Origin of the sequence: Nocardioides dubius (assembly GCF_039528155.1) — a bacterium.
Lineage (GTDB): Bacteria > Actinomycetota > Actinomycetes > Propionibacteriales > Nocardioidaceae > Nocardioides > Nocardioides dubius.
This window is the reverse complement of the sequence record NZ_BAAALG010000002.1, coordinates 370,241-389,325: the sequence shown is the minus strand read 5'-3', so window position 1 is coordinate 389,325 and position 19,085 is coordinate 370,241. Positions and strand designations below refer to the sequence as shown.

The window sequence follows — 19,085 nt, the reverse complement described above, 5'->3', positions numbered from 1 at the left end:
GACTACTCCGAGAAGGTGCTCGCACAGTTGCGGGCCGCCTGCGCCGAGAACGACTTCTGGTTGGTGGCGAACCTGGTCGAGCGAACCGACGCCGGCTTCCACTCCGCCGCCTGGCTGATCGACGGCAGCGGCGAGGTGCGACTCACCTACCGCAAGACGCACCTCGACACGGCAGAGGCCGCCTGGGCGACGGCGGGCGACGAACTCCCCGTGGCACAGACCGAGATCGGCGCGATCGGCATCATGATCGGCAACGAGGTATGGCTCCCGGAGGTCTCCCGCCTGTTGACCCTGCGCGGTGCGGAGCTGATCGCGCACCCTGCGAACTGGGACCGGCGCGAGGCGGCCGAGTGCGCCGCCACCGAGCGCACCGAGGAGAACCGGGTACACCTGCTCTCGGTCAACCGCCTCGACAGTCCGGCCCCGATCGGCAGCCAGATCGTGCGCGCCGATCTCTTCATCCCGGGTCAGCCGGTCGCTCTCATGCGCTATCCGTCTGCTCAGTGGACCCGCCACGGGTTCGAGGAGCAGCTCTTCGCGACCCTCGACCTGCGCGAGTCGCACAACAAGATGATGGGTCACCACCTCGACCCGGTCGGCACCCGTCAGCCCGGTCTCTACGCCGACCTCGTCAAGCCGGTCGAGGAGACCGCGCGTGGCTGAGCCCGACGTCGCCACCCTGCTCGCTCGTCGCGACCGGCCCGACTTCGAGGCCATGCACACCGTCGCGGTCTCCGGGATGGGGCCGGTCGGCATGTTCGCCGCACTGAAGCTCGCGCAGCTCGGGCACGATGTCGTCGTATTCGAGAAGCTCAGCGATCTCTCCGAGGAGGCCAGGGCGTCGACCTTCCACCCCTCGAGCCTCGAGCTGCTCGAGGAGCTCGGCGTAGTCGAGGCGCTGCACGAGGTAGGGCTGAAGGCGCCGATCTACCAGTACCGCGACGGCGCCGACAAGCGAGTGCTCTCGCAGATGGACATGTCGCTGCTCGCGGGGGAGACCGCCTACCCCTACCGGCTGCAGAGCGAGCAGAACAATCTGACCCAGATCATTCGCCGGCGCCTCGAGCAGCTGCCCAACGTGACGCTGCGCTTCGACAGTCCCGTCGCCCGAGTGGAGGTCGCAGACCGGCACGTGCGGATCCACCTCGAGGGTGGCGACCGGGACCACCCGGTGCTCGCGCGCTGGCTGATCGCCGCAGACGGTGCCGCCTCACCGGTGCGCAAGTCGCTCGGCATCGCCTTCGAGGGGACCACCTACGACGAGCGGTTCCTGGTCATCTCGACCACCCACGAGTTCCGCGACGACTTTCCCGACCTGGCCTACGTCTCCTACATCTCCGACCCGGAGGAGTGGGGCGTCCTGCTGCGCACCCCGAAGCACTGGCGTGCACTACTGCCCGTACGTGACGACGAGACCGACGAACAGGCCATGGCGCCGGCCCGGATGGAAGAGCGGATGCAGCGCTTCGCTGCTCAGCCCGAGCCCTACGAGATCGTGCACGCCAATGTGTATGCAGTGAACATGCGCGCCGCGGCGACCTTCGCTGTCGGGCAGGTCCTGCTCGCCGGCGACTCCGCGCACGTCAACAACCCGCTCGGCGGGATGGGCATGAACAGCGGCATCCACGACGCGTGGGCGGCTGCCGAGTGCATTCACGCGGTGCTCGCCGACGGCGTCGACGCCACCCACGCCGGGCGTCTCTACTCCGACCTGCGGCGCGATGCGGCGATCAACCACGTCCAGGCCTCCGCGCAGAAGAACTACGACAGCATGCGCGAGGAGGACGGCTCCGCCCGCGCCCAGCGGGAGAGCCTGCTGTCCCAACTCGACCGTGACGAGCTCGACAAGCGCGAGCACCAACGACGCGCCGCGATGCTGACCTCGTTGCGGATCACTCGTGGCCGGATCAAGCGTGAGCTGCACGCGGTCCGTGCGCCGGCGCGCACCGCCGGCCAGCGGCTCTCGGCATTGCTGGCCGCTGGGCCGGTCACCGCCGCCGGGGCCTACGACGGCGTGAGCGCGGCTCTCGTGGAGCGCTCCGGCTTCGAGGCCGTCTACGTGGCAGGCTCCGCGGTCTCCGCAGCAGTCCTGGGCCAGCCGGATCTCGGCTACCTGGGTCTTGCCGAGATGGCGGAGCAGGTCCGCCGAGTCACCGCGACCACCTCGCTGCCGGCGATCGTGGACGGCGACACCGGCTACGGCGGCGTCCTCCAAGTGGGCGAGGCGGTGCGCCGATTCGAGCAGGCGGGCGCAGCCGCGGTCCAGTTCGAGGACCAGGTGCTGCCCAAGCGCTGTGGCCACCTGGCCGGCAAGGAGCTCGTCGACACCGCCGAGATGGTCGCGAAGATCAAGACCGCCATCGCGGAGCGCAGCTCGCTGCTGGTGATCGCGCGCACCGACGCGCTGTCGGTCGACGGCTTCGACGCCGTCCTGGAACGTGCGCGTGCCTACGCGGCAGCAGGGGCCGACCTGATCTTCGCCGAGGGCGTCACCAGCCTGGAACGGCTCACCGCGCTGCGCTCGGTCGTCGGTGGGGTTCCGCTCGCGGTCAACCTCTCCGAGGCAGGGGACCCCTCCGACCTGCCGCCGATCGAGCTGGCGCGTGAGGCCGGCGTCGGGCTGCTCTTCCATCCCGTCTCCGCGCTCCTGGCCGCCGCCGAGGCGGTCCAGGGCATGTACGGAAGGCTGCGTGAGGCCGGCGACTCCGGCAAGGGCACCGCTGACTGGGGCGCCTTCACAGCGGTTATGGGCCAAGACGCCCAGCTGGCGCGAGCCGACCGGCTCGTCGCCGGCGACTGACCACCACTTCTAGAGCCTGAGGAGAAACACCATGCCAGTCGGCACCGGCGCCGTGATCACGGCGCAGGAGAGCAAGGGCACCAAGTTCGCTCTGGTCCTGCCCTCCACCAACACCTCCGTGGAGCGCGAACTGCACGACCTGCGGCCCCAGGACTGCTCCTGGCACACCGGGCGGATCATGATCGAGGCTCCCGCACTCGACTCCGCGGACGCGTTCGGCGCCTTCCGCGAGGGCCTGAACGCCTCGATGCCCTCCGCGCTGGAGATCGTGATGACCGCGGAGCCCGACTACATCGTGATGGGAATGAGCGCAGAGACCTTCTGGGGCGGGGTCGCCGGCAACGCCGAGTTCGAGCAGGGCGTCCGTGACCTGACCGGCCGTGAGGTCACCACCGGGGCCACTGCCGCGGGGGAGGCGCTGAAGGCCTTCGGTGCCAAGCGGATCGGCATCGTCACCCCGTATCCGCCGGTGGGCGACGAGCAGGTCCTCGCCTACTTCACCGAGCTCGGCTTCGACGTCGCGGCGATCAAGGGCCTCTGCTCGGAGTCGGCGACCTCGATCGCCACCGAGTCGCCGGAGAAGCTGCGTGATGCCTTCCTCTCCGTCGACGCAGACGATGTCGACGCGCTGATCCAGTGCGGCACCAACCTCGAGTGTGTTGCCACCGCCGCGGCGCTTGAGAAGGAGCTCGGCAAGCCCGTCATCGCGATCAACGTCGCCACCGCCTGGCACGCGTTCCGCGCCAACGGCATCGACGACAAGATCTCCGGCTACGGCCGCCTCCTCGAGGAGCACTGAGATGTTCAACCACGTCGGACACCTGAACCTGGTGCCGGAGACGACGCCCGAGCAGCTCGAGGCGATCGCCGCCGGGCTGCTGGCGCTGCCGGGCCAGATCGACGGCCTGGTCTCGGCCGAGGTCGTGCCGGACGCCGGCTTGAGCGAGGGCAACGCCGCGCTGCGCTTCCACATGCGCTTCGACGCCCAGCCGTCGTGGGAGGCCTACCGCACCAACCCGGCGCACGTGGCCGTGGTCAAGGAGCGGATCGGACCGGTGCTGGCGGGCAAGGCGTTCGTGCAGTATGACGACGCCGCCGTCCGGCGGAGCGAGGCGTGAACGAGCCGCTGCGCGGTGTCGGGGAGCCGCTGCGCGGTGCCACCCTGGCTGAGGACTACGCGAGTGCCGGGTTCGGGGGCAGCCTCGAGCCTGGCACCCGCCCGGCCTTGATACTGGTCGACCCCGCGCGGGCCTATCTAGACCCCGCGTCGCCGTTGTATGCCGCCGTCGAGTCGTCGGCTTCCGCGATGATCGAGCTGCGGGAGGCGGCGGCCGCGGCCGGCGTCCCGATCTACCTCACCCGGGTGCTCTACGACGACGCCGACGGCGCGCTGGGTGGCCTCTTCTTCCGCAAGGTTCCTGCTCTGCGCTGCTTCGTGACGGGCAACCCCCTGGCGGAGTTCGTCGACGGGCTCGAGCCGAGAGCGGGGGAGAGCGTGATCACCAAGCACTATCCCAGCGCCTTCGCCGGCACCTCGCTGGCCGCCTCGCTCGCCGCCCGTGGCGTGGACACACTGCTGATCGCCGGCTGGTCGACCTCAGGCTGCATCCGGGCGACCGCGCTCGACGCCCTGCAGAGCGGCTTCGTGCCGTTGGTGGTGCGCGACGCGGTCGGCGACCGCCATGACGAGCCCCATCAGTCCAACCTGCGCGACATCGCCGCGAAGATCGGCGAGGTCGTCGGTTTGGCCCAAGCCACCGACTACCTGCGGCAGATCGGCGTGGACGGCGGCCGGTGACCCTGCCCACCCCCTCCAGAATCCGCGAGCTGTTCGGCGGTCTCGAGACGCCGGACCCCGCCGCCGAATCGGGGTGGGCGCTGCGGGGAACGCTGGTCGAGCACGACGACGCCGACCTGTTCTGGGTGCACCCGACCACCGAGCGCTCGGCCTGGTTCGGAGACGCCGCCGTACCTGACGCCCAGATCGCCGTCGACCGGGTGGTCAGGTCGCAGGTCGCGGCGTTCGGGGGCCGGGTATGGGCACCCCGCTACCGCCAGGCCGGCGTCGCGGCGTTCCATGCGCGCGCCGAGTTGGGCGAGCTGCCGTACGAGCTCGCCTATGACGACGTGGCGGCCGCGTTCGTGGAGTACCTCGCGGTGAGCTCGGGATCGGGGCGGCCGCTGGTGCTCGGCGGGCACAGTCAGGGTGCGCGGCACGTCCGCGCGCTGCTGGGCGAGTTCGCCGATAACCAGGAGGTCACGCAGCGGCTGGTCGCTGCGTACCTGATCGGGATCGACGTGCCCGTCGACGCACCGACTGCGGTTGCCTTCGCTGCGGCTCCCGATCAGACGGGCGTGGCGGTGATCTGCCAGGCGCGGCTGGGGGATCCGGGCGCCGCGAGCGCGGACTGCTCGCCAGATGCCTTGGTCTGCGTCGAGCCAAAGGTGCTCGGCCTCGCTGACACCGATGGCGTGGTCCGCTCCGGGCATCACCTCCTGCTGAGCGCTGTGCGGATCGGCGCCCTGGCCGACCAGGCGCTGGCCGACGGTTCCCTGCACCCCGTCGAGGTCGAGGCGCTGGCGCCGGTGCTCGGCGCGGACGCCCGGCGCCGGACGGAGGCGTGGCGCGGACTCCGTGACGAGTCGACGCAGGCCTGGCGTCGCGCTGGCGCGGGTGCACCTGCGCGCGTGGAGGTGAGCGAGCGCCGAGAGGTGGAGGTGGGTAAGCGCCGGGAGGCTGTGTCGTCGGGCGACCCCGAGCCGGTGGTGCTGCTGCACAAGCTCGGTGGCTGGGCCGCTGAGTGGCAGGCGATGATCGATGCGCTGGGCGGCGGCCGACGGGTGCTGGCGCTCGACCTGCCCGGCCACGGCTCCGCGCATGAGTTGCCGGCGCCGTTCCTGCAGCGGCCGGCCGACAGCGCACGGGCGGTCCTCGACCTTCTCGACGCCGAGGGCATCGGCGCGTGTCATCTGGTCGGCGCCTCCCTGGGCGGGGTGGTGGCCGCTCATCTTGCGACCTTCGCTCCCGACCGGGTGACTACCCTGACGCTGGCCGGGGCCGCGCTGGGCGAGGCGTGGACCTCTCGGCGACTCCTCGAGGGCGAACGCGCGGCGCGGAGCCGGTTCGGCCCAGGGTGGATGCCGCTGCCCGGTGGTAGCTCACGAGCGGGCGCCGCGCCGGCGCACGTGCTCGCCGACCTGGACGCATCACGTGCCGCTGCCGGCGCCTGGGTGCGGTCCAGCGAGCGTGGCGTCGCCATCGGCGGCGTCGCCCACCTGCTGCCGCTGATCGTTGCCCCGACCCTGGTTCTGAACGGAGCAGACGGGCCCTATCGGCGCTTCGAGGACGTCGCCCTCGACGCGCTGAGGGACCTGCGAGTGGTCGTGGTCGACGGCGCGGGCGCCTTCGCCCACCAGGAGCGACCAGACGCCGTGGCGGCGCACTGGCGCGACTTCGTGGCCGCGGTCGGGCATAGTCGGAGGCGATGACCTCCGAGCGCTGGGTGCTCCATGTGGACCTCGACCAGTTCCTGGCCGCGGTCGAGATGCTGCGCCGCCCCGAGCTGGCCGGCCGCCCGGTGGTGGTGGGCGGCAGGGGAGACCCGACCGAGCGGGGCGTGGTCTCCACGGCGTCCTACGAGGCGCGCGCGTTCGGCGTCCGGTCCGGGATGCCCTTGCGGGTGGCGCTGCGCAAGTGCCCCGACGCCGTCTTCCTGCCGGTCGACTTCCCGATCTACGAGGCGGCCTCCGCACGGGTGATGGGTGCGTTGCGCGATGCGCGCTGGGAGGGGCGCGGCACCGTCGTCGAGGTGTTGGGCTGGGACGAGGCGTTCGTGGCGCTCACCGACGAGCCGGTGGACCCGGCATCGCCGCGGCGTGAGGGGGCGCCGATCCTGGACCCGCTCGGGCTGGCGGAGCACCTGCGCGCGGAGGTGCTGGCGGCCTCGGAGCTGCGCTGCTCGGTGGGGATCGGCAACAACAAGGTGCAGGCGAAGATCGCCACCGATTTCGGCAAGCCGGAGCCCGGCGTGCACGTGATCGCGCACGACTCCTGGTTCGCCCAGCTGGGGGAGCGTGGCACGCAGGCGTTGTGGGGCATTGGATCCAAGACGTCGGGACGGCTGGCGGCGCTCGGCATCGAGACCGTGCGGCAGCTGGCAGATGCCGATCCGGCCGGGCTGGCGGCGGCGTTCGGCCCGAGCACCGGCCCCTGGCTGCGCAGGCTCGCGTCCGGCGTCGACACCGGTGCCGTCGACGCGACGCCGTGGGTGCCGCGGGCGCACGGCCGCGAGGAGACCTTCCAGCAGGACCTGGAGGACTGGGCCGACGTCGAGGCCGCGCTGCGACGGATCACCCGGCGGGTGGTGGCCGACATCGACCGTGAGGGCCGGCCGTGCCAACGGGTGCAGATCAAGGTGCGGCTGCGGCCGTTCGTGACGTTGACCCGGGTGCACCGGCTGCCGGCGCCCAGCAACGACCCGGAGCTGTTGGCGGACGAGGCCGTCGCCCTGCTCGACCGGATCGAGCGGCGGGCCCCGGTCCGCCTGCTCGGCGTCCGCCTGGAGATGGTCGACCCCTAGCTCAATGTGACCTCAGCGCTCACAAGTCGGACGCCGACCTGCGGAGAGGTCACATGGAGCGGGTCAGTCCTCCCAATACTCGTCATTGCGCGGGTCGTAGGGGTCGTTGCGGGAGTCGACGTACGGGTCGCCGGGCTCGGGGTCGTAGAAGTCCTGGTCGCCGTCGCCGTCGCGATCGTTAGTGAACTGGGTCGGCGTGGTGTCGACGTCGTCCGGGATGCCGTCGTAGTCGCGGTCGGGCTCCGGGCCGACCAGCTCGGCGGTGAACTTGCGCCCGAGCTGGTCCAGCAGGAGCTGGCGCGACAGCTGGTCGCGGCTGATCGTGGCCGGGGGCTGGACGGCGACGCCTCCGGGTGGGGCTGCATACGGTTGGGCGTCGAAGCCGTTGACCAGTCCGTCGCCGTCAGCGTCCGCGTCGTTGTCACCGTAGAACGTGTCGAGGAAGTCGGCGATCCCGTCGCCGTCGAAGTCGAAGCTCCGGTCGTCCGCTGCTGGGTAACGGTCGAACTGGTTGACGACGGTGTCGGCGTCACAGTCCTCGGCCGGCGCGAACCGGGCGTAGCAGTCCAGCAGGCCCCCGGTGCTGGGCCGGCCGGAGGCCGCCGGCGCGCTGTCCTCCTCGGCACAGCCGACCAACGCTGCCGCCGCGACCGCCACCGCGATCGGCACGCCTTTCAACCAGCGTCGCATCGTTCCTCCTAGGAGAGGTGCTCCCCACGACGCTAACGGCGACGGCCGTCGACTGACCCGGCAACGCTGAGAAATGTGCCTGCTTGGGTAGCCCACCACCTCAATGTGACCTCAGCGCTCACAAATCGGACGCCAAGGCGCCGAGAGGTCACATTGAGCGGAAGGGCTGGCTCATAGGCCGGGGAGCGTTCACGGAGGGAATCGAGATCGGTGACTATCGGTGGTGGTTGGTGGACAAGTGGGTCTGACCTGCGGAAACGCTGTCCAGTCGGGGAGCCCCGCAGGTGGCTGTTGGTGACCTCCGGTGGATTCTTCACGGACTTTTCACGGACTAGCGAGCGGATGCTGACGAGTGCCGGGCCGCTGGAGCGGGTAGTGCCGAACGCAGAAACACCCCCACCGGCCTCGGAGCCAATGGGGGTGCGTTCGTGGTGGAGCTACAGGCCGACCTTGTTCGCTCCGTGCTCTGCCTGGGCCTGGGTGAAGCCCTCGAACTTGAGCTGCTGGATCAGGCTGGAGCGGGAGAAGGCGCTCATGTCGAGGTACTCCTCGGCCTTCGCGGCCGCCTGCTGCTTCCAGTTGGCGTTCTGGGCGTCGACGCCGTAGGCCGCGTCGGCCGCCGAGAAGCCCTCGAACTTGAGCTGCTTGATCAGACCGTCGCGAGAGAACGAGCTCATGTCGAGGTAGTTCTCAGCGGACCGGCGGGCGTTCTCCTGGCCCTTGGTCTCGGACGGCTTGTCGGCCTTCTTCTTGTCCTTGGCGCCCTTCTTGTCCGCGGCCTGGTTGACCTCGGCGCGGTCCGCTGCGGTGCCGTCGTTCTCCTCGGGCATCTCGCACGCGACGGTGGTCAGGGACAGGCCGGCCGTGAGGAGCAGGGCTCCGATCGCCTTCTTCATGCTGGGGTTGCTCACGTTCTTCTCGGGGTGGGTTCCGGGAACCGTAGGAGGCGGCGCAGCTGGGGCGCCACCGATTCGGGCATCCAGTCCGTGGGCGTGGCCAAAGATCTCGGGAAGTTGTCACCTGCGTGAGTAGATTCGTCGATCGCCACCGGGGTCGGTCCAGACCAGCGAGCTAGCGGTCGACCATGACGTGCAGCAGCGTGCGGGTCTCGGCGTCCGGATGCACCGCAACGCTGGCCGCCGCCTCCTGTAAGAGGTATCTACTTTCGTGGATGGCCATCCCGGTTCGGCCACCTGGCTTAACGGGGGTTTGGAGATGCTTCGCCTGCTGGCATGGATGTTCCCGTCCCAGTAGGCGCTGCGCCCGAGGCGCCTTAGTACGCCCGTGATACGCCGTGCAGGGCCGCACAACTCACCCAGAGCGCGACGTTGAGATGGCCCTCGGGTACCGATGCGGCGTCGCTAGTCGCGGAGCTGTACAGCCAGCGGGCAGTCGAACGGATCCCGGGCGCGCAGCCCTACGTTGTTGAGGTAGTCGACCACCATGAGGTACGAGCGAAACAGGCCCACCTCGGTGTAGGTGATCCCTAGCTGCTCGCAGTGTGCGCGCACCATCGGTTGGGCTCGCTTCAGGTTGCAACGCGGCATGTTGGGAAAGAGATGGTGTTCGATCTGATAGTTCAGCCCGCCCATCCAGGAATCAACGGCGAAGTTCCCTCGTATGTTTCGCGAGACCATCACCTGGCGCCGCAGGAAGTCGAGCTTCATGGTCCGCGGAACGATGGGCATCCCCTTGTGAGCGGGAGCAAATGCTGCGCCTAAGCAGAATCCGAAGACTGCCATCTGTAGAGCAAGGAAGGACGCTGCGAGACCTGGCGGAAGAAAGAGGACGAGGATCGTGACGTAGGCACCTAGTCTGGTGAGCACCACGGCGAGTTCCAGGCGACGCCACGGTGCGCCGGACTGACGATCGAGGCCGGCTTTGATGCTCTCCACATGGAGATTGAGGCCCTCAAGCGTCAGCAAGGGAAAGAACCACCAACCTTGGCGTCTGGCGAACCATCCGCTCAGGCCTGTGCGGCGGGCAAGGACCGCGGGGGTGAACGCCATTGCTCCAGGGCCGATGTCAGGGTCTACGTCTTCCTGATTGGGGGCTTGGTGGTGCCTGTTGTGCTTCGCCCGCCACCAGGTATAGCTCAACCCGGCGAACGCGGCTGCGAAGACCCGAGCAGTCCAGGCGTTCCACGTTGGAGAGCGAAAGATCTGGCGGTGGGCAGCGTCATGACCCAGAAACCCGAACTGTGTGACCACCACTCCGAGCGCAACCGCGATGAGTAGCTGGAACCAGGAGTCCCCGATAAGGAAGAAGCCGACCCAGACAGCAATGAAGGCGAAGATGGTGCCGCAGATCTGCGTCCAGTAGTACGCATGTTTGCGCTCAAGAAGCCCCGACCGCCGAACCTCATCTGCAAGTTCAGTGAACTGGCTGGCGTAGGCGTTCGAAGGAAACCGGCTCGTCGCTGCCGAGCTGCTTTGGGGAGAACCGAATAATCGTGCTCGGGGTGAGTTCATCTCACGTCCGCCTCCGCTTGCTGCTGTCGCGGGGTTTGACGTCCAGATGGTCCTCGGCGTCCACGATGCGCGTACTCGCAGTTCCGTCTTCAGTCTACCGGGCCGGCCAAGCTCTCCTGTGTCCTGTGTCCTGTCTGCTGTGACCAGCTTGCAGAATGGATGCCGACACACATCGACGCAAATCAGATGTCACCTATCCGTGCAGCAGACCGATCCTGCTGGTTTTCTGCTGGCGCGGAGTAGCATGGAAGAAGACTGCGATCACCCGTCTCCATCGCGAGTTCGGCAAGGCAGCAAGTGGTTAGGTGGTGACCCCATGGTCACTGAAGCATTACAACGGCGGCTCGAACTCAGCGCGAGCCCAGACCCGGGCCGGTTCGACGGGGCATGGTGGCCACAAAGCCGCCAACTCGGCGAGCAACTGCCTGCACTGTTCCAGCTCTGGCCCCCGGCAGCTGGGCGCATTTCGCGTGTGCTCTACTCACCGCCGGACTGGGACGACCACCCGCACTCGGTGCCGGTGGGAACACGTGTGGTCAAGACGGGATCGTTTCCACGCGATGACACGCATTCGCTGGTTCTGTCGATGGCAAATCGAAATGAGCTGACTCTGCGGATCATCGCTCCCGACGCAGCCCCCGAGGAGGCTGCGCGGATACTTGGGGACATGGCAACCGGCGCCCACGAGGAAATCTTGTCGCGGGTGGCAGCGGACACCTTCGACCTCCCGAACTGGGACAACGAGGGCGGGCACTCGTAGCACTCTGCGGGGGCCGCGTGAGGGTCTCGGGGATGCTCCCGGTGGGTAGCTGCTGCCGCTTCTCCGAGCGGCAGTGGGCTATCGCGTGCGGATGCAGCGTGCGACCCTGAGGCACGGGGTGGACGCGCTGCCCCGTAGTGAGGGCGCCAGCCAATGCAAGCCTCAGTGGGCTTCGCATGCTGACGCCCTCGCGCCACCCGGCGTCTACGGCTTCTTGAGTAGCAAGAGCGATGGTAGGTCGAGAACCTCGAGGACCATGCTGTTGAGGATGATTGCGGCCGTAGCTTGGGTTGCCCCTGGAGCGATGATGCGCAAGGTCAACTCGGTTCCATCATCCATCTGCAGAACCAAGGTTCGGGTGCTGTCGGGGACCGAGTCGGTCGCGATCAGGCGGTCGCCCACCGGCACCGAGTGCGGGTGGTCGTCCCAGTCGTGTGGGCAATACAGGATTCGCTGGAGCCCAGTTGACGCCGCCGGCCAGAGCTCCAAGAGTGCAGGCAGTTGCTCGCCGAGTTGGCGGCTTTGTGGCCACCATGCCGCGTCGATTTGTCCGGTCTCTGTACGCGAAGTGATCGCAAACCGTCTGCCAGATGCTTCAGTGACCATGAGGTCACCGCCTATTCAGTTGCTGCCTTGCCGAACTCGCGATGGAGACGGGTGATCGCAGTCTTCTTCCATCCTACTCCGCGAACATCACGCCCAGGCGGCAGCGGCCTTCAGGGCGAATGGATCAGGCGCGACTGGAATCAGGGAGTGCGGCGCCGCCACTCTCGCGGCGTCATGTTTCCGTTCAAACGCCGAAAGCCCCCGCCAGCCGAAGCTGACGGGGTACTCGGGGTGCTGCTGGGTCAGGCGGGTAGTGCTGCTCAGCAGGTCGGGGGATCGCAGAGATCTCGGAGACCTGAGTGGGTGACGGTTCGCTCGTCGGCTTGGCCTTGGGCTCGTCGTTGTCGGTGCTGCAGCCAGCGACAGCGACGACCAGCGTGGCGGCCATCGCAGCTATCAGTCGGATCCTCATAGCCCATGAGGGTAGGGCCTAGGGGTGGCTGCGGATTGGTCTAGATCAGCGGCGCTGGCCCCGCCTGTGGCAGGTCCGAATCCCGCTACCGAGTTACGGAAACGACAGATGTTCCGGACTGTTGGCGGACTTTCGGCCGTTCTGGCCACCTCGCTCATGCGTTTGCCCAGGTCAGAGGCTTAAAAGCGGAAAGGCTGGCTCATAGGCCGGGTTCTGTTCGCCAGGGGGCCTTGCGACCGCCCTGGTTGGCGACCATCCATCTGGGTCCAACGTTGCCGCTGGCCTCAAGCGATCTACCCGCACACTCGGGCGAGCAGCCCTCGGACGTGTGCGCACTGCCTCGCCGAAGCGAGCCAGCTTCTTGATCTTGCTCCCGGTGGGGTTTACCTAGCTGCCCTGGTCGCCCAGGGCACTGGTGGTCTCTTACACCACCGTTTCACCCTTGCCTGCATGGCTGTTCCGAAGAACGACCGCAGGCGGTCTGTTCTCTGTGGCACTGTCCCGCGGGTCACCCCGGGTGGGTGTTACCCACCACCGTGCCCTGTGGAGCCCGGACCTTCCTCGACGATGCCCTTGTGGGACACCGCCGCGGCCGCCCGGCCAGCCCTTCCGCGGCACCCAGCCTAGGACACCGCGCCGGGAATGCCGCAGCCGCCGTCATGGTTGTTGCGGCATGGACAAGTTGCTGCCTCCGGTCATGGTGTTCCCCGACCAGCGCGACCCCGCTTCGGCATACCGGGTCGCCTTCGACCTGCTCTCGCGCCGAGAAGTCGTCCAGGCTCTCGAGGTGCTGGAGCCCGCCCTCGAGCTCGAGCCCGAGAACCACGGTCTGCGCACCCTGCGCGCCTGGGCCTGGTTCATCCGGGTCCAGCTCGACAAGGCCCGCGTGGAGCTCGAGGCTCTCGTCGAGGCCGACCCCACCGACGCGTGGGTGCGCTTCATGCTGGGCCGCACCCTCGAGCGTCAGTCGAAGTACGACGAGGCGCTGCCGCACCTGCGGCTCGCCGCGGTGATGTCGGGCGACCCCGAGCACGAGCTGTCGGTGCTCCGGGTGGAGCGACTGCGCGGTCTCTGAGCGCTCAATGTGACCTGACGGCGCATTCTTGTCCGGTTTGTGAACCGTCAGGTCACATTGACGTCACGGGTTGGTGAGGACCTCGGCGCCGTCGGCGGTGACCAGCAGGGTGTGCTCGAACTGGGCGCTGCGCTTGCGGTCCGTGGTGACGACGGTCCAGCCGTCGTCCCACATCTCCCACTCGTGCGTGCCGAGGTTGAGCATCGGCTCGATGGTGAACGTCATCCCCGGCAGGATCTCGTCGTCGTAGCCCGACTCGTCGTAGTGCGGGACCACCAGCCCGCTGTGGAAGTGCGTGCCGATGCCGTGCCCGGTGAACTCGCGGACGACGCCATAGCCGAACCGCTTCGCGTACGCCTCGATCACCCGGCCGATGACGTCGATCCGGCGCCCCGGCTTGACCGCCTTGATGCCGCGCTCCAACGCCGTCTTGGTGCGCTCCACCAGCAGTCGGGTCTCCTCGTCCACGTTGCCCGCCAGGAAGGTGGCGTTGGTGTCGCCGTGCACGCCGCCGATGTAGGCGGTGATGTCGATGTTGACGATGTCGCCGTCCTGCACCACCCGGTCGTCGGGGATGCCGTGGCAGACCACCTCGTTGACCGAGGAGCACAGCGACTTCGGGAACCCGCGGTAGCCCAGGGTCGAGGGATAGGCGTGGTGGTCCAGCAGGAACTCGTGCCCGATCCGGTCCAGCTCGTCGGTGGTGACGCCGGGAACGACGTGGCGCCCGACCTCCTCGCGCGCCTGGGCGGCGATCCGACCGGCGACCCGCATCCTCTCGATCGTCTCGGCGTCCTTGACCTCGTTGCCGGTGAACCGCTCCGGCGCCTCCTTGTCGACGTACTCGGGGCGGGGGATCGAGGCGGGTACCGGACGGCGGGGCGAGATGCGGCCGGCGACGACCGAAGACGTGGACATGGCTCCGAGTGTAGTTTCGTCAGCATGGACACCGAGTACTGGTTCTGTCTCAAGCACCACACGGTCGAGCCGCGCGAGGGCTGCCGCAACGCCGACCGACTGGGCCCGTACGCCTCCCAGGCCGAGGCCTCCCGAGCCCTCGACAAGGTCGCGGAGCGCAACGAGGACTGGGACAACGATCCGGACTGGAACGACGACAAGGGCCAGAGCGAGGCGTAGACCGGCTACCGTTCGCAGCGTGCCCCTCGAGAAGATCTCACCCTGGCCGTTCGTCGGCATGGGTGGCCTCGCCTGCGCGCTCTTCCTCTACGGCGCCAGCGTGCTGCTGGTGCCGTGGTGGGCGGTGCTGATCCTGGTCCTGCTCTGGCTGGTGCTCTTCGTGACCGCCTGCCGCTGGTGGACCCCGCACCCGCAACGACTGCCGTGGCTGGCGCTCTTCGCCGTCGTCTTCTGGTTCGGCTACGTCAACGCCGGCGGTGCGTGGCTCGGTTGGACCGCCTGACGCGGACGCTCAGTCGGCCGCCGTGCTGACCCGCAGCACGCGGTCGTCGCTGCCGTTGGCGGTGGTCACCAGCAGGTCGCCGTTGAGGTCGACGGTCACCGAGCGGAGCCGGCCGAAGCCGCGCAAGGCCGGTGGGGCATAGGTCCACCGCAGCTTGCCGCGCCGGTCGAACCTCATGAAGACCACCCGCTCGCCCTTCAACGCCGCCACGGCGAGGGTGCCGTTCAGCGCGCCCCAGCGCTCACCACGGACCCAGGCCGCCCCCGAGGTGGCCAGCGTCGGCGTCCCGCTGCGCCAGCGAGCGGAGATCTGCCGGCCGGGCAGGCGGTGGTCGGTCATCGGCACCGACTCGTCGTAGCCCGGCCCCGGGGCCCAGCCGTAGTTGCCGCCCTTGCGCAGCCGGTTCACCTCGTCGTCGCGGTAGGAGCCGTGCTCGACCGACCACACGGTGCCGTCCTTGCGTTGCGCCAACCCCTGCACGTTGCGGTGCCCGTAGGTCAGCACGAGGCGCTTGGTGCGGCTCTTGGCCTTGATCCACGGATTGCTCGGCCACGGACGGCCCGTGTAGCGGTTCAACCGCAGGACCTTTCCGCCCAGCGAGGTCAGTCGCTGCGGGTTCCGGCTCTGCGCCGCGTCGCCGGTGCCGACCAGCAGCGCACCACTGCGCGCGATCAGCAGTCGGCAACCACCGTGGCGTCCGGTGGTGGCGGGGATGCCGGTGACCAGGTTCTTGATGCGGACCATGCGCTTGCGGGCCAGGTCGAGGCGCCAGGCCACGACACGGACGTCGCGCGTGGTGCCGGATCGGTGGCCGTGGCAGGTGTAGATCCGGTTGTTGCGTGCGAAGCGCACGTCGCGCACCACCGACATCAGGCCGGTCTCGCCGGCCGCCCAGATCGCACCGCGCGGGAACCGCACCGTGGTCGAGGTGAGTCCGTCGGAGACCACCAGCCGGCGGTTGTCGCGCTCGCTCACGATCAGGCGGTGGCCGCTGCCGAGTGGCTGCACGTCCCACGGCTGCGCCAGCCCGCTGACGGCGGTGGTGACGATCAGTCCGACGTCGGCCGGTCCGGCGGCGCGCGGTGGTGGCTCAGCGGCGGCAGGCAGGGCAGCCGGCAGGGTGAGGACGAGGACCGAGGCGGTCAGAGCGGCGGCACGGCGGCGCATGCGTCCACCGTACCGCCGCTCGCGACCACGGGCGAGGGCTCAGAAGGAGTGCTCAGGGCCGGGGAAGCTGCCGCCCTTGACGTCGTCGGCGTAGGCCTTGGCGCCGTCCAGCAGGGCCTGGTGGACGTCGGCGTACTGCTTGACGAACTTGGCCATCCTGCCGGTGCGCAGGCCGAAGGCGTCCTGCCAGACCAGCACCTGGCCGTCGCACTGGTTGCCGGCGCCGATGCCGATGGTCGGGATGGTGAGCTCGCGGCTGATCTCGCCGGCCACGTCGGCCGGCACCATCTCCATGACGACGGCGAACGCGCCGGCCTCCTGGAGGGCCCGGGCGTCGGCCTTGATTCGGTCCGCGGTCTCGCCGCGGCCCTGGACCCGATAGCCGCCGAGGGTGTGCTCGCTCTGCGGCGTGAAGCCGATGTGCGCCACCACGGGGATGCCGCCCTGGGTGAGCTTGGTGATCACCGGGGCCATCTCGGCGCCGCCCTCCAGCTTCACGCAGTGGGCGCGCGCCTCCTTCATGAACCGGACGGCGGTCAGGTAGCCCTGCTCGGGCGACGCCTGGTAGGAGCCGAACGGCAGGTCGGCGACCACCATCGCGCGCTTGGCCGACATCGCCACCGCGCGGGTCATCGGGATCAGCTCGTCGACCGTGATCGGCAGCGAGGTGTCGTTGCCCAGCACGTTGTTCGAGGCGCTGTCGCCGACCAGCAGCATGTCGATGCCGGCCTCGTCGAAGGTGGCCGCGGTGTACATGTCGTAGGCGGTGAGCATGGTGATCTTCTCGCCACGCTCCTTCATCTCCCGCAGGTGATGGGTGCGCACCTTGCGCACCGGTGCGGCAGCGCTGCCGGCGGCTCCGGTGCCGTACGGCGCAGCAACCTCGTTGTTGCTCTTCGGCTCGCTCATCGCGACTCTCCCTCGTGTTCTCGCAGCTCCCTTGACGGAGTCCACGGACCGCCTCAAAGGCTAGTCCTGTGCACGCCGTTCGGCAGTGTGGGGAGCATCACCGGCGGCGGCACGACACTAGACTCCCTGCCGTGGACTTCTACAGCGCGTACGCCCATGGCTTCGCTCGGGTCGCGGCCTGCACCATCCCGATCACGATCGCTGATCCGGCGGGATGCGCGGAGGCTGTGCTGAGCGAGGCCCGTGCCTGCCACGACGAGGGCGTCGCGGTGGCGGTCTTCCCCGAGCTCTGCCTGTCCGGCTACTCCATCGACGACCTCTTCCTCCAGGACACGCTGTTGGAGGGCGTCGAGGCCGCGATCGAGAAGCTGGTCGAGGCGAGCCGCGAGCTGCGGCCGGTGCTGGTGGTCGGCGCCCCGCTGGTGCACGGCACCCGGGTGCTGAACTGTGCCGTGGTGATCCACGCCGGCGCCGTGCTCGGCGTGGCACCGAAGTCCTACCTGCCGACCTACCGCGAGTTCTACGAGCGCCGCTGGTTCGCGCCCGGCGACGACCGCCGCGGCAGCACCATCACCCTGAACGGCGTCGAGGTGCCGTTCGGTCCGGACCTGATCTTCGCCGCGGACGACGTGCGCGGGCTGACCTTCCACGTCGAGGTCTGCGAGGACATGTGGGTGCCGATCCCGCCCAGCGCCGAGGCAGCGCTGGCCGGCGCCCAGATCCTGGTGAACCTCTCCGGCTCGCCGATCACGGTGGCCCGCGCCGAGGACCGCCGGCTGATGGTGCGTAGCGCCAGCTCGCGCTGCTCCGCCGCCTACCTGTACGCGGCAGCCGGGCAGGGGGAGTCGACCACCGACCTGTCCTGGGACGGCCAGACGATGATCTACGAGGTTGGCGACCTGCTCGCCGAGACCGAGCGCTTCCCGCACACCGCGCAGCGCAGCGTCGCGGACGTCGACCTCGACCGGATCCGTCAGGAGCGGCTGCGCCAAGGCACCTTCGACGACAACCGCCGCACCTACGCCGACCGGATGACGTTCCGCACGATCGGCTTCACGCTGCGCCCGCCGGCCGGCGACATCGGCCTGCTGCGCAAGGTGGACCGCTTCCCGTTCGTCCCCGACGACGCCGAGCGGCTGGCACTGGACTGCTACGAGGCCTACAACATCCAGGTCTCCGGGCTCGAGCAGCGGCTCAAGGCGATCGGCCACCCGAAGGTGGTGATCGGCGTCTCCGGTGGCCTCGACTCGACGCACGCGCTGATCGTCGCCGCCAAGGCGATGGACCGGCTCGGCCGCCCGCGCAGCGACATCCACGCCTTCACCATGCCGGGCTTCGCCACCGGCGACGTCACCAAGTCGTACGCCACCCGGCTCTCGCAGGCCCTCGGGGTCACCTTCGAGGAGTTGGACATCAAGCCGACCGCCGAGCAGATGCTGCACGGCCTCGACCATCCGTTCGCCGGCGGCCAACCGGTCTACGACGTCACCTTCGAGAACGTCCAGGCCGGTCTGCGCACCGACTACCTCTTCCGGCTCGCCAACCACCGCGGCGGGATCGTGCTCGGCACCGGCGACCTCTCCGAGCTGGCACTGGGCTGGTGCACCTACGGCGTCGGCGACCAGATGTCGCACTACAACGTGAACGGCGGCGTGCCGAAGACGCTGATCCAGCACCTGATCCGCTGGGTGATCAGCTCCGGCCAGTTCGACTCCTCCGAGCACGCCCAGGAGATCCGCGGCGTGCTCACCGAGATCCTGGCGCAGGAGATCACCCCGGAGCTGATCCCGACCACCGAGGGCGTCAAGCCGCAGGCCACCGAGGACTCGGTGGGCCCCTACGCCCTGCAGGACTTCACCCTCTGGCATGTGCTGCGCCACGGCGCCCGGCCGTCGCGGATCGCCTTCCTCTCCTGGCACGCCTGGCGCGACGCCGAGGCCGGCCAGTGGCCGCCCGGGATCGAGGAGCACCGGCAGGTCGCCTACGACCTGCCGGTCATCCTGGACTGGCTGGAGGTCTTCATCCGGCGCTTCTTCGCCAGTCAGTTCAAGCGCTCCGCACTCCCCAACGGACCCAAGGTGTCGCCCGGCGGCACCATGTCGCCGCGCGGCGACTGGCGGATGCCCTCCGACGCCTCGGCCGCCCCCTGGCTGGCCGAGCTGGCCCGGGTGCGCGACGAGAGCAAGGCTTAGCCG

19 protein-coding genes and 1 other RNA gene are annotated in these 19,085 nt (G+C 69.1%); 12 read left to right on the top strand and 8 right to left on the bottom strand.

From position 1 onward, the window contains the following. The 7 genes from ABD151_RS03675 to ABD151_RS03645 all read left to right on the top strand — a co-directional run. A partial coding sequence (locus tag ABD151_RS03675; protein WP_343991448.1) for a carbon-nitrogen hydrolase family protein occupies nucleotides 1-663 on the top strand: 663 nt, incomplete at its 5' end. Then, a complete protein-coding gene (locus ABD151_RS03670) occupies nucleotides 656-2,800 on the top strand; it encodes an FAD-dependent monooxygenase (RefSeq protein ID WP_343991446.1) in 2,145 nt (714 codons plus the stop codon). The genes ABD151_RS03675 and ABD151_RS03670, both read left to right, overlap by 8 nt. A 31-nt stretch (nucleotides 2,801-2,831) precedes the next feature. Next, on the top strand, nucleotides 2,832-3,599 hold the full coding sequence (locus tag ABD151_RS03665) for a maleate cis-trans isomerase family protein (protein WP_343991444.1): 768 nt from the start codon (nucleotides 2,832-2,834) through the stop codon (nucleotides 3,597-3,599). Nucleotide 3,600: 1 nt separating this feature from the next. After that, complete coding sequence (locus tag ABD151_RS03660) at nucleotides 3,601-3,918, top strand: Dabb family protein (RefSeq protein WP_343991442.1); 318 nt, start codon at nucleotides 3,601-3,603, stop codon at nucleotides 3,916-3,918. Next, nucleotides 3,915-4,598 carry an isochorismatase family protein gene (locus ABD151_RS03655; protein WP_343991440.1) on the top strand — a complete coding sequence of 228 codons (684 nt, stop codon included), beginning with the start codon at nucleotides 3,915-3,917 and terminating at the stop codon, nucleotides 4,596-4,598. Before ABD151_RS03660 ends, ABD151_RS03655 begins: the two co-directional genes overlap by 4 nt. After that, nucleotides 4,595-6,289, top strand: coding sequence for an alpha/beta fold hydrolase (locus ABD151_RS03650; RefSeq protein WP_343991438.1), 1,695 nt, complete (start codon nucleotides 4,595-4,597; stop codon nucleotides 6,287-6,289). The genes ABD151_RS03655 and ABD151_RS03650 overlap by 4 nt, the downstream gene beginning before the upstream one ends. Continuing rightward, complete coding sequence (locus tag ABD151_RS03645) at nucleotides 6,286-7,380, top strand: DNA polymerase IV (protein ID WP_343991436.1); 1,095 nt, start codon at nucleotides 6,286-6,288, stop codon at nucleotides 7,378-7,380. The genes ABD151_RS03650 and ABD151_RS03645 overlap by 4 nt, the downstream gene beginning before the upstream one ends. A 63-nt stretch (nucleotides 7,381-7,443) precedes the next feature. Here the strand turns inward: ABD151_RS03645 and ABD151_RS03640 are convergent, their stop codons facing one another. From ABD151_RS03640 to ABD151_RS03630, 3 genes are all read right to left on the bottom strand, one after another. Next, a complete protein-coding gene (locus ABD151_RS03640) occupies nucleotides 7,444-8,070 on the bottom strand; it encodes a hypothetical protein (RefSeq protein WP_343991434.1) in 627 nt (208 codons plus the stop codon). A 437-nt stretch (nucleotides 8,071-8,507) separates the two neighbouring features. Further along, nucleotides 8,508-8,981, bottom strand: a complete 474-nt coding sequence (locus tag ABD151_RS03635; protein WP_343991432.1) for an Ltp family lipoprotein — start codon at nucleotides 8,979-8,981, stop codon at nucleotides 8,508-8,510. Between the two features lie 450 nt (nucleotides 8,982-9,431). Further along, the gene (locus ABD151_RS03630) at nucleotides 9,432-10,541 is read right to left on the bottom strand and encodes a fatty acid desaturase family protein (protein WP_343991430.1); all 1,110 of its coding nucleotides are present in this window, start codon (nucleotides 10,539-10,541) and stop codon (nucleotides 9,432-9,434) included. A gap of 316 nt (nucleotides 10,542-10,857) precedes the next feature. Between ABD151_RS03630 and ABD151_RS03625 the strand changes: the two genes are divergently transcribed. Then, nucleotides 10,858-11,301 carry a DUF5994 family protein gene (locus tag ABD151_RS03625; protein ID WP_343991428.1) on the top strand — a complete coding sequence of 148 codons (444 nt, stop codon included), beginning with the start codon at nucleotides 10,858-10,860 and terminating at the stop codon, nucleotides 11,299-11,301. Between the two features lie 204 nt (nucleotides 11,302-11,505). On the opposite strand, the gene ABD151_RS03620 is transcribed toward ABD151_RS03625, so the two are convergent. Both ABD151_RS03620 and rnpB read right to left on the bottom strand, forming a co-directional pair. Next, nucleotides 11,506-11,907 (bottom strand): DUF5994 family protein, encoded by a 402-nt coding sequence (locus ABD151_RS03620; protein WP_343991426.1) that lies wholly within the window; start codon nucleotides 11,905-11,907, stop codon nucleotides 11,506-11,508. 598 nt (nucleotides 11,908-12,505) lie between these two features. Then, nucleotides 12,506-12,927, bottom strand: an RNA gene (rnpB, locus tag ABD151_RS03615) — RNase P RNA component class A. Between the two features lie 65 nt (nucleotides 12,928-12,992). Here rnpB and ABD151_RS03610 point away from each other — a divergent pair. After that, complete coding sequence (locus ABD151_RS03610; protein ID WP_343991425.1) at nucleotides 12,993-13,394, top strand: tetratricopeptide repeat protein; 402 nt, start codon at nucleotides 12,993-12,995, stop codon at nucleotides 13,392-13,394. A 63-nt stretch (nucleotides 13,395-13,457) separates the two neighbouring features. Here ABD151_RS03610 and map read toward each other — a convergent pair whose 3' ends face one another. Continuing rightward, nucleotides 13,458-14,312: a type I methionyl aminopeptidase gene (gene map, locus ABD151_RS03605; RefSeq protein WP_343991423.1), complete on the bottom strand. Its 855-nt coding sequence runs from the start codon at nucleotides 14,310-14,312 to the stop codon at nucleotides 13,458-13,460. Between the two features lie 24 nt (nucleotides 14,313-14,336). Here map and ABD151_RS03600 point away from each other — a divergent pair, with 24 nt between their 5' ends. Beyond that, nucleotides 14,337-14,531 (top strand): hypothetical protein, encoded by a 195-nt coding sequence (locus tag ABD151_RS03600; protein ID WP_343991421.1) that lies wholly within the window; start codon nucleotides 14,337-14,339, stop codon nucleotides 14,529-14,531. A 19-nt stretch (nucleotides 14,532-14,550) separates the two neighbouring features. Continuing rightward, the gene (locus tag ABD151_RS03595; RefSeq protein WP_343991419.1) at nucleotides 14,551-14,814 is read left to right on the top strand and encodes a hypothetical protein; all 264 of its coding nucleotides are present in this window, start codon (nucleotides 14,551-14,553) and stop codon (nucleotides 14,812-14,814) included. Between the two features lie 9 nt (nucleotides 14,815-14,823). Here ABD151_RS03595 and ABD151_RS03590 read toward each other — a convergent pair whose 3' ends face one another. After that, nucleotides 14,824-15,981: a PQQ-dependent sugar dehydrogenase gene (locus tag ABD151_RS03590; protein ID WP_343991417.1), complete on the bottom strand. Its 1,158-nt coding sequence runs from the start codon at nucleotides 15,979-15,981 to the stop codon at nucleotides 14,824-14,826. A 39-nt stretch (nucleotides 15,982-16,020) separates the two neighbouring features. After that, nucleotides 16,021-16,890: a 3-methyl-2-oxobutanoate hydroxymethyltransferase gene (gene panB, locus ABD151_RS03585; RefSeq protein WP_343991415.1), complete on the bottom strand. Its 870-nt coding sequence runs from the start codon at nucleotides 16,888-16,890 to the stop codon at nucleotides 16,021-16,023. A 131-nt stretch (nucleotides 16,891-17,021) separates the two neighbouring features. Here panB and ABD151_RS03580 point away from each other — a divergent pair, with 131 nt between their 5' ends. After that, on the top strand, nucleotides 17,022-19,082 hold the full coding sequence (locus ABD151_RS03580; protein ID WP_343991413.1) for an NAD(+) synthase: 2,061 nt from the start codon (nucleotides 17,022-17,024) through the stop codon (nucleotides 19,080-19,082). Nucleotides 19,083-19,085: the final 3 nt, after the last annotated feature.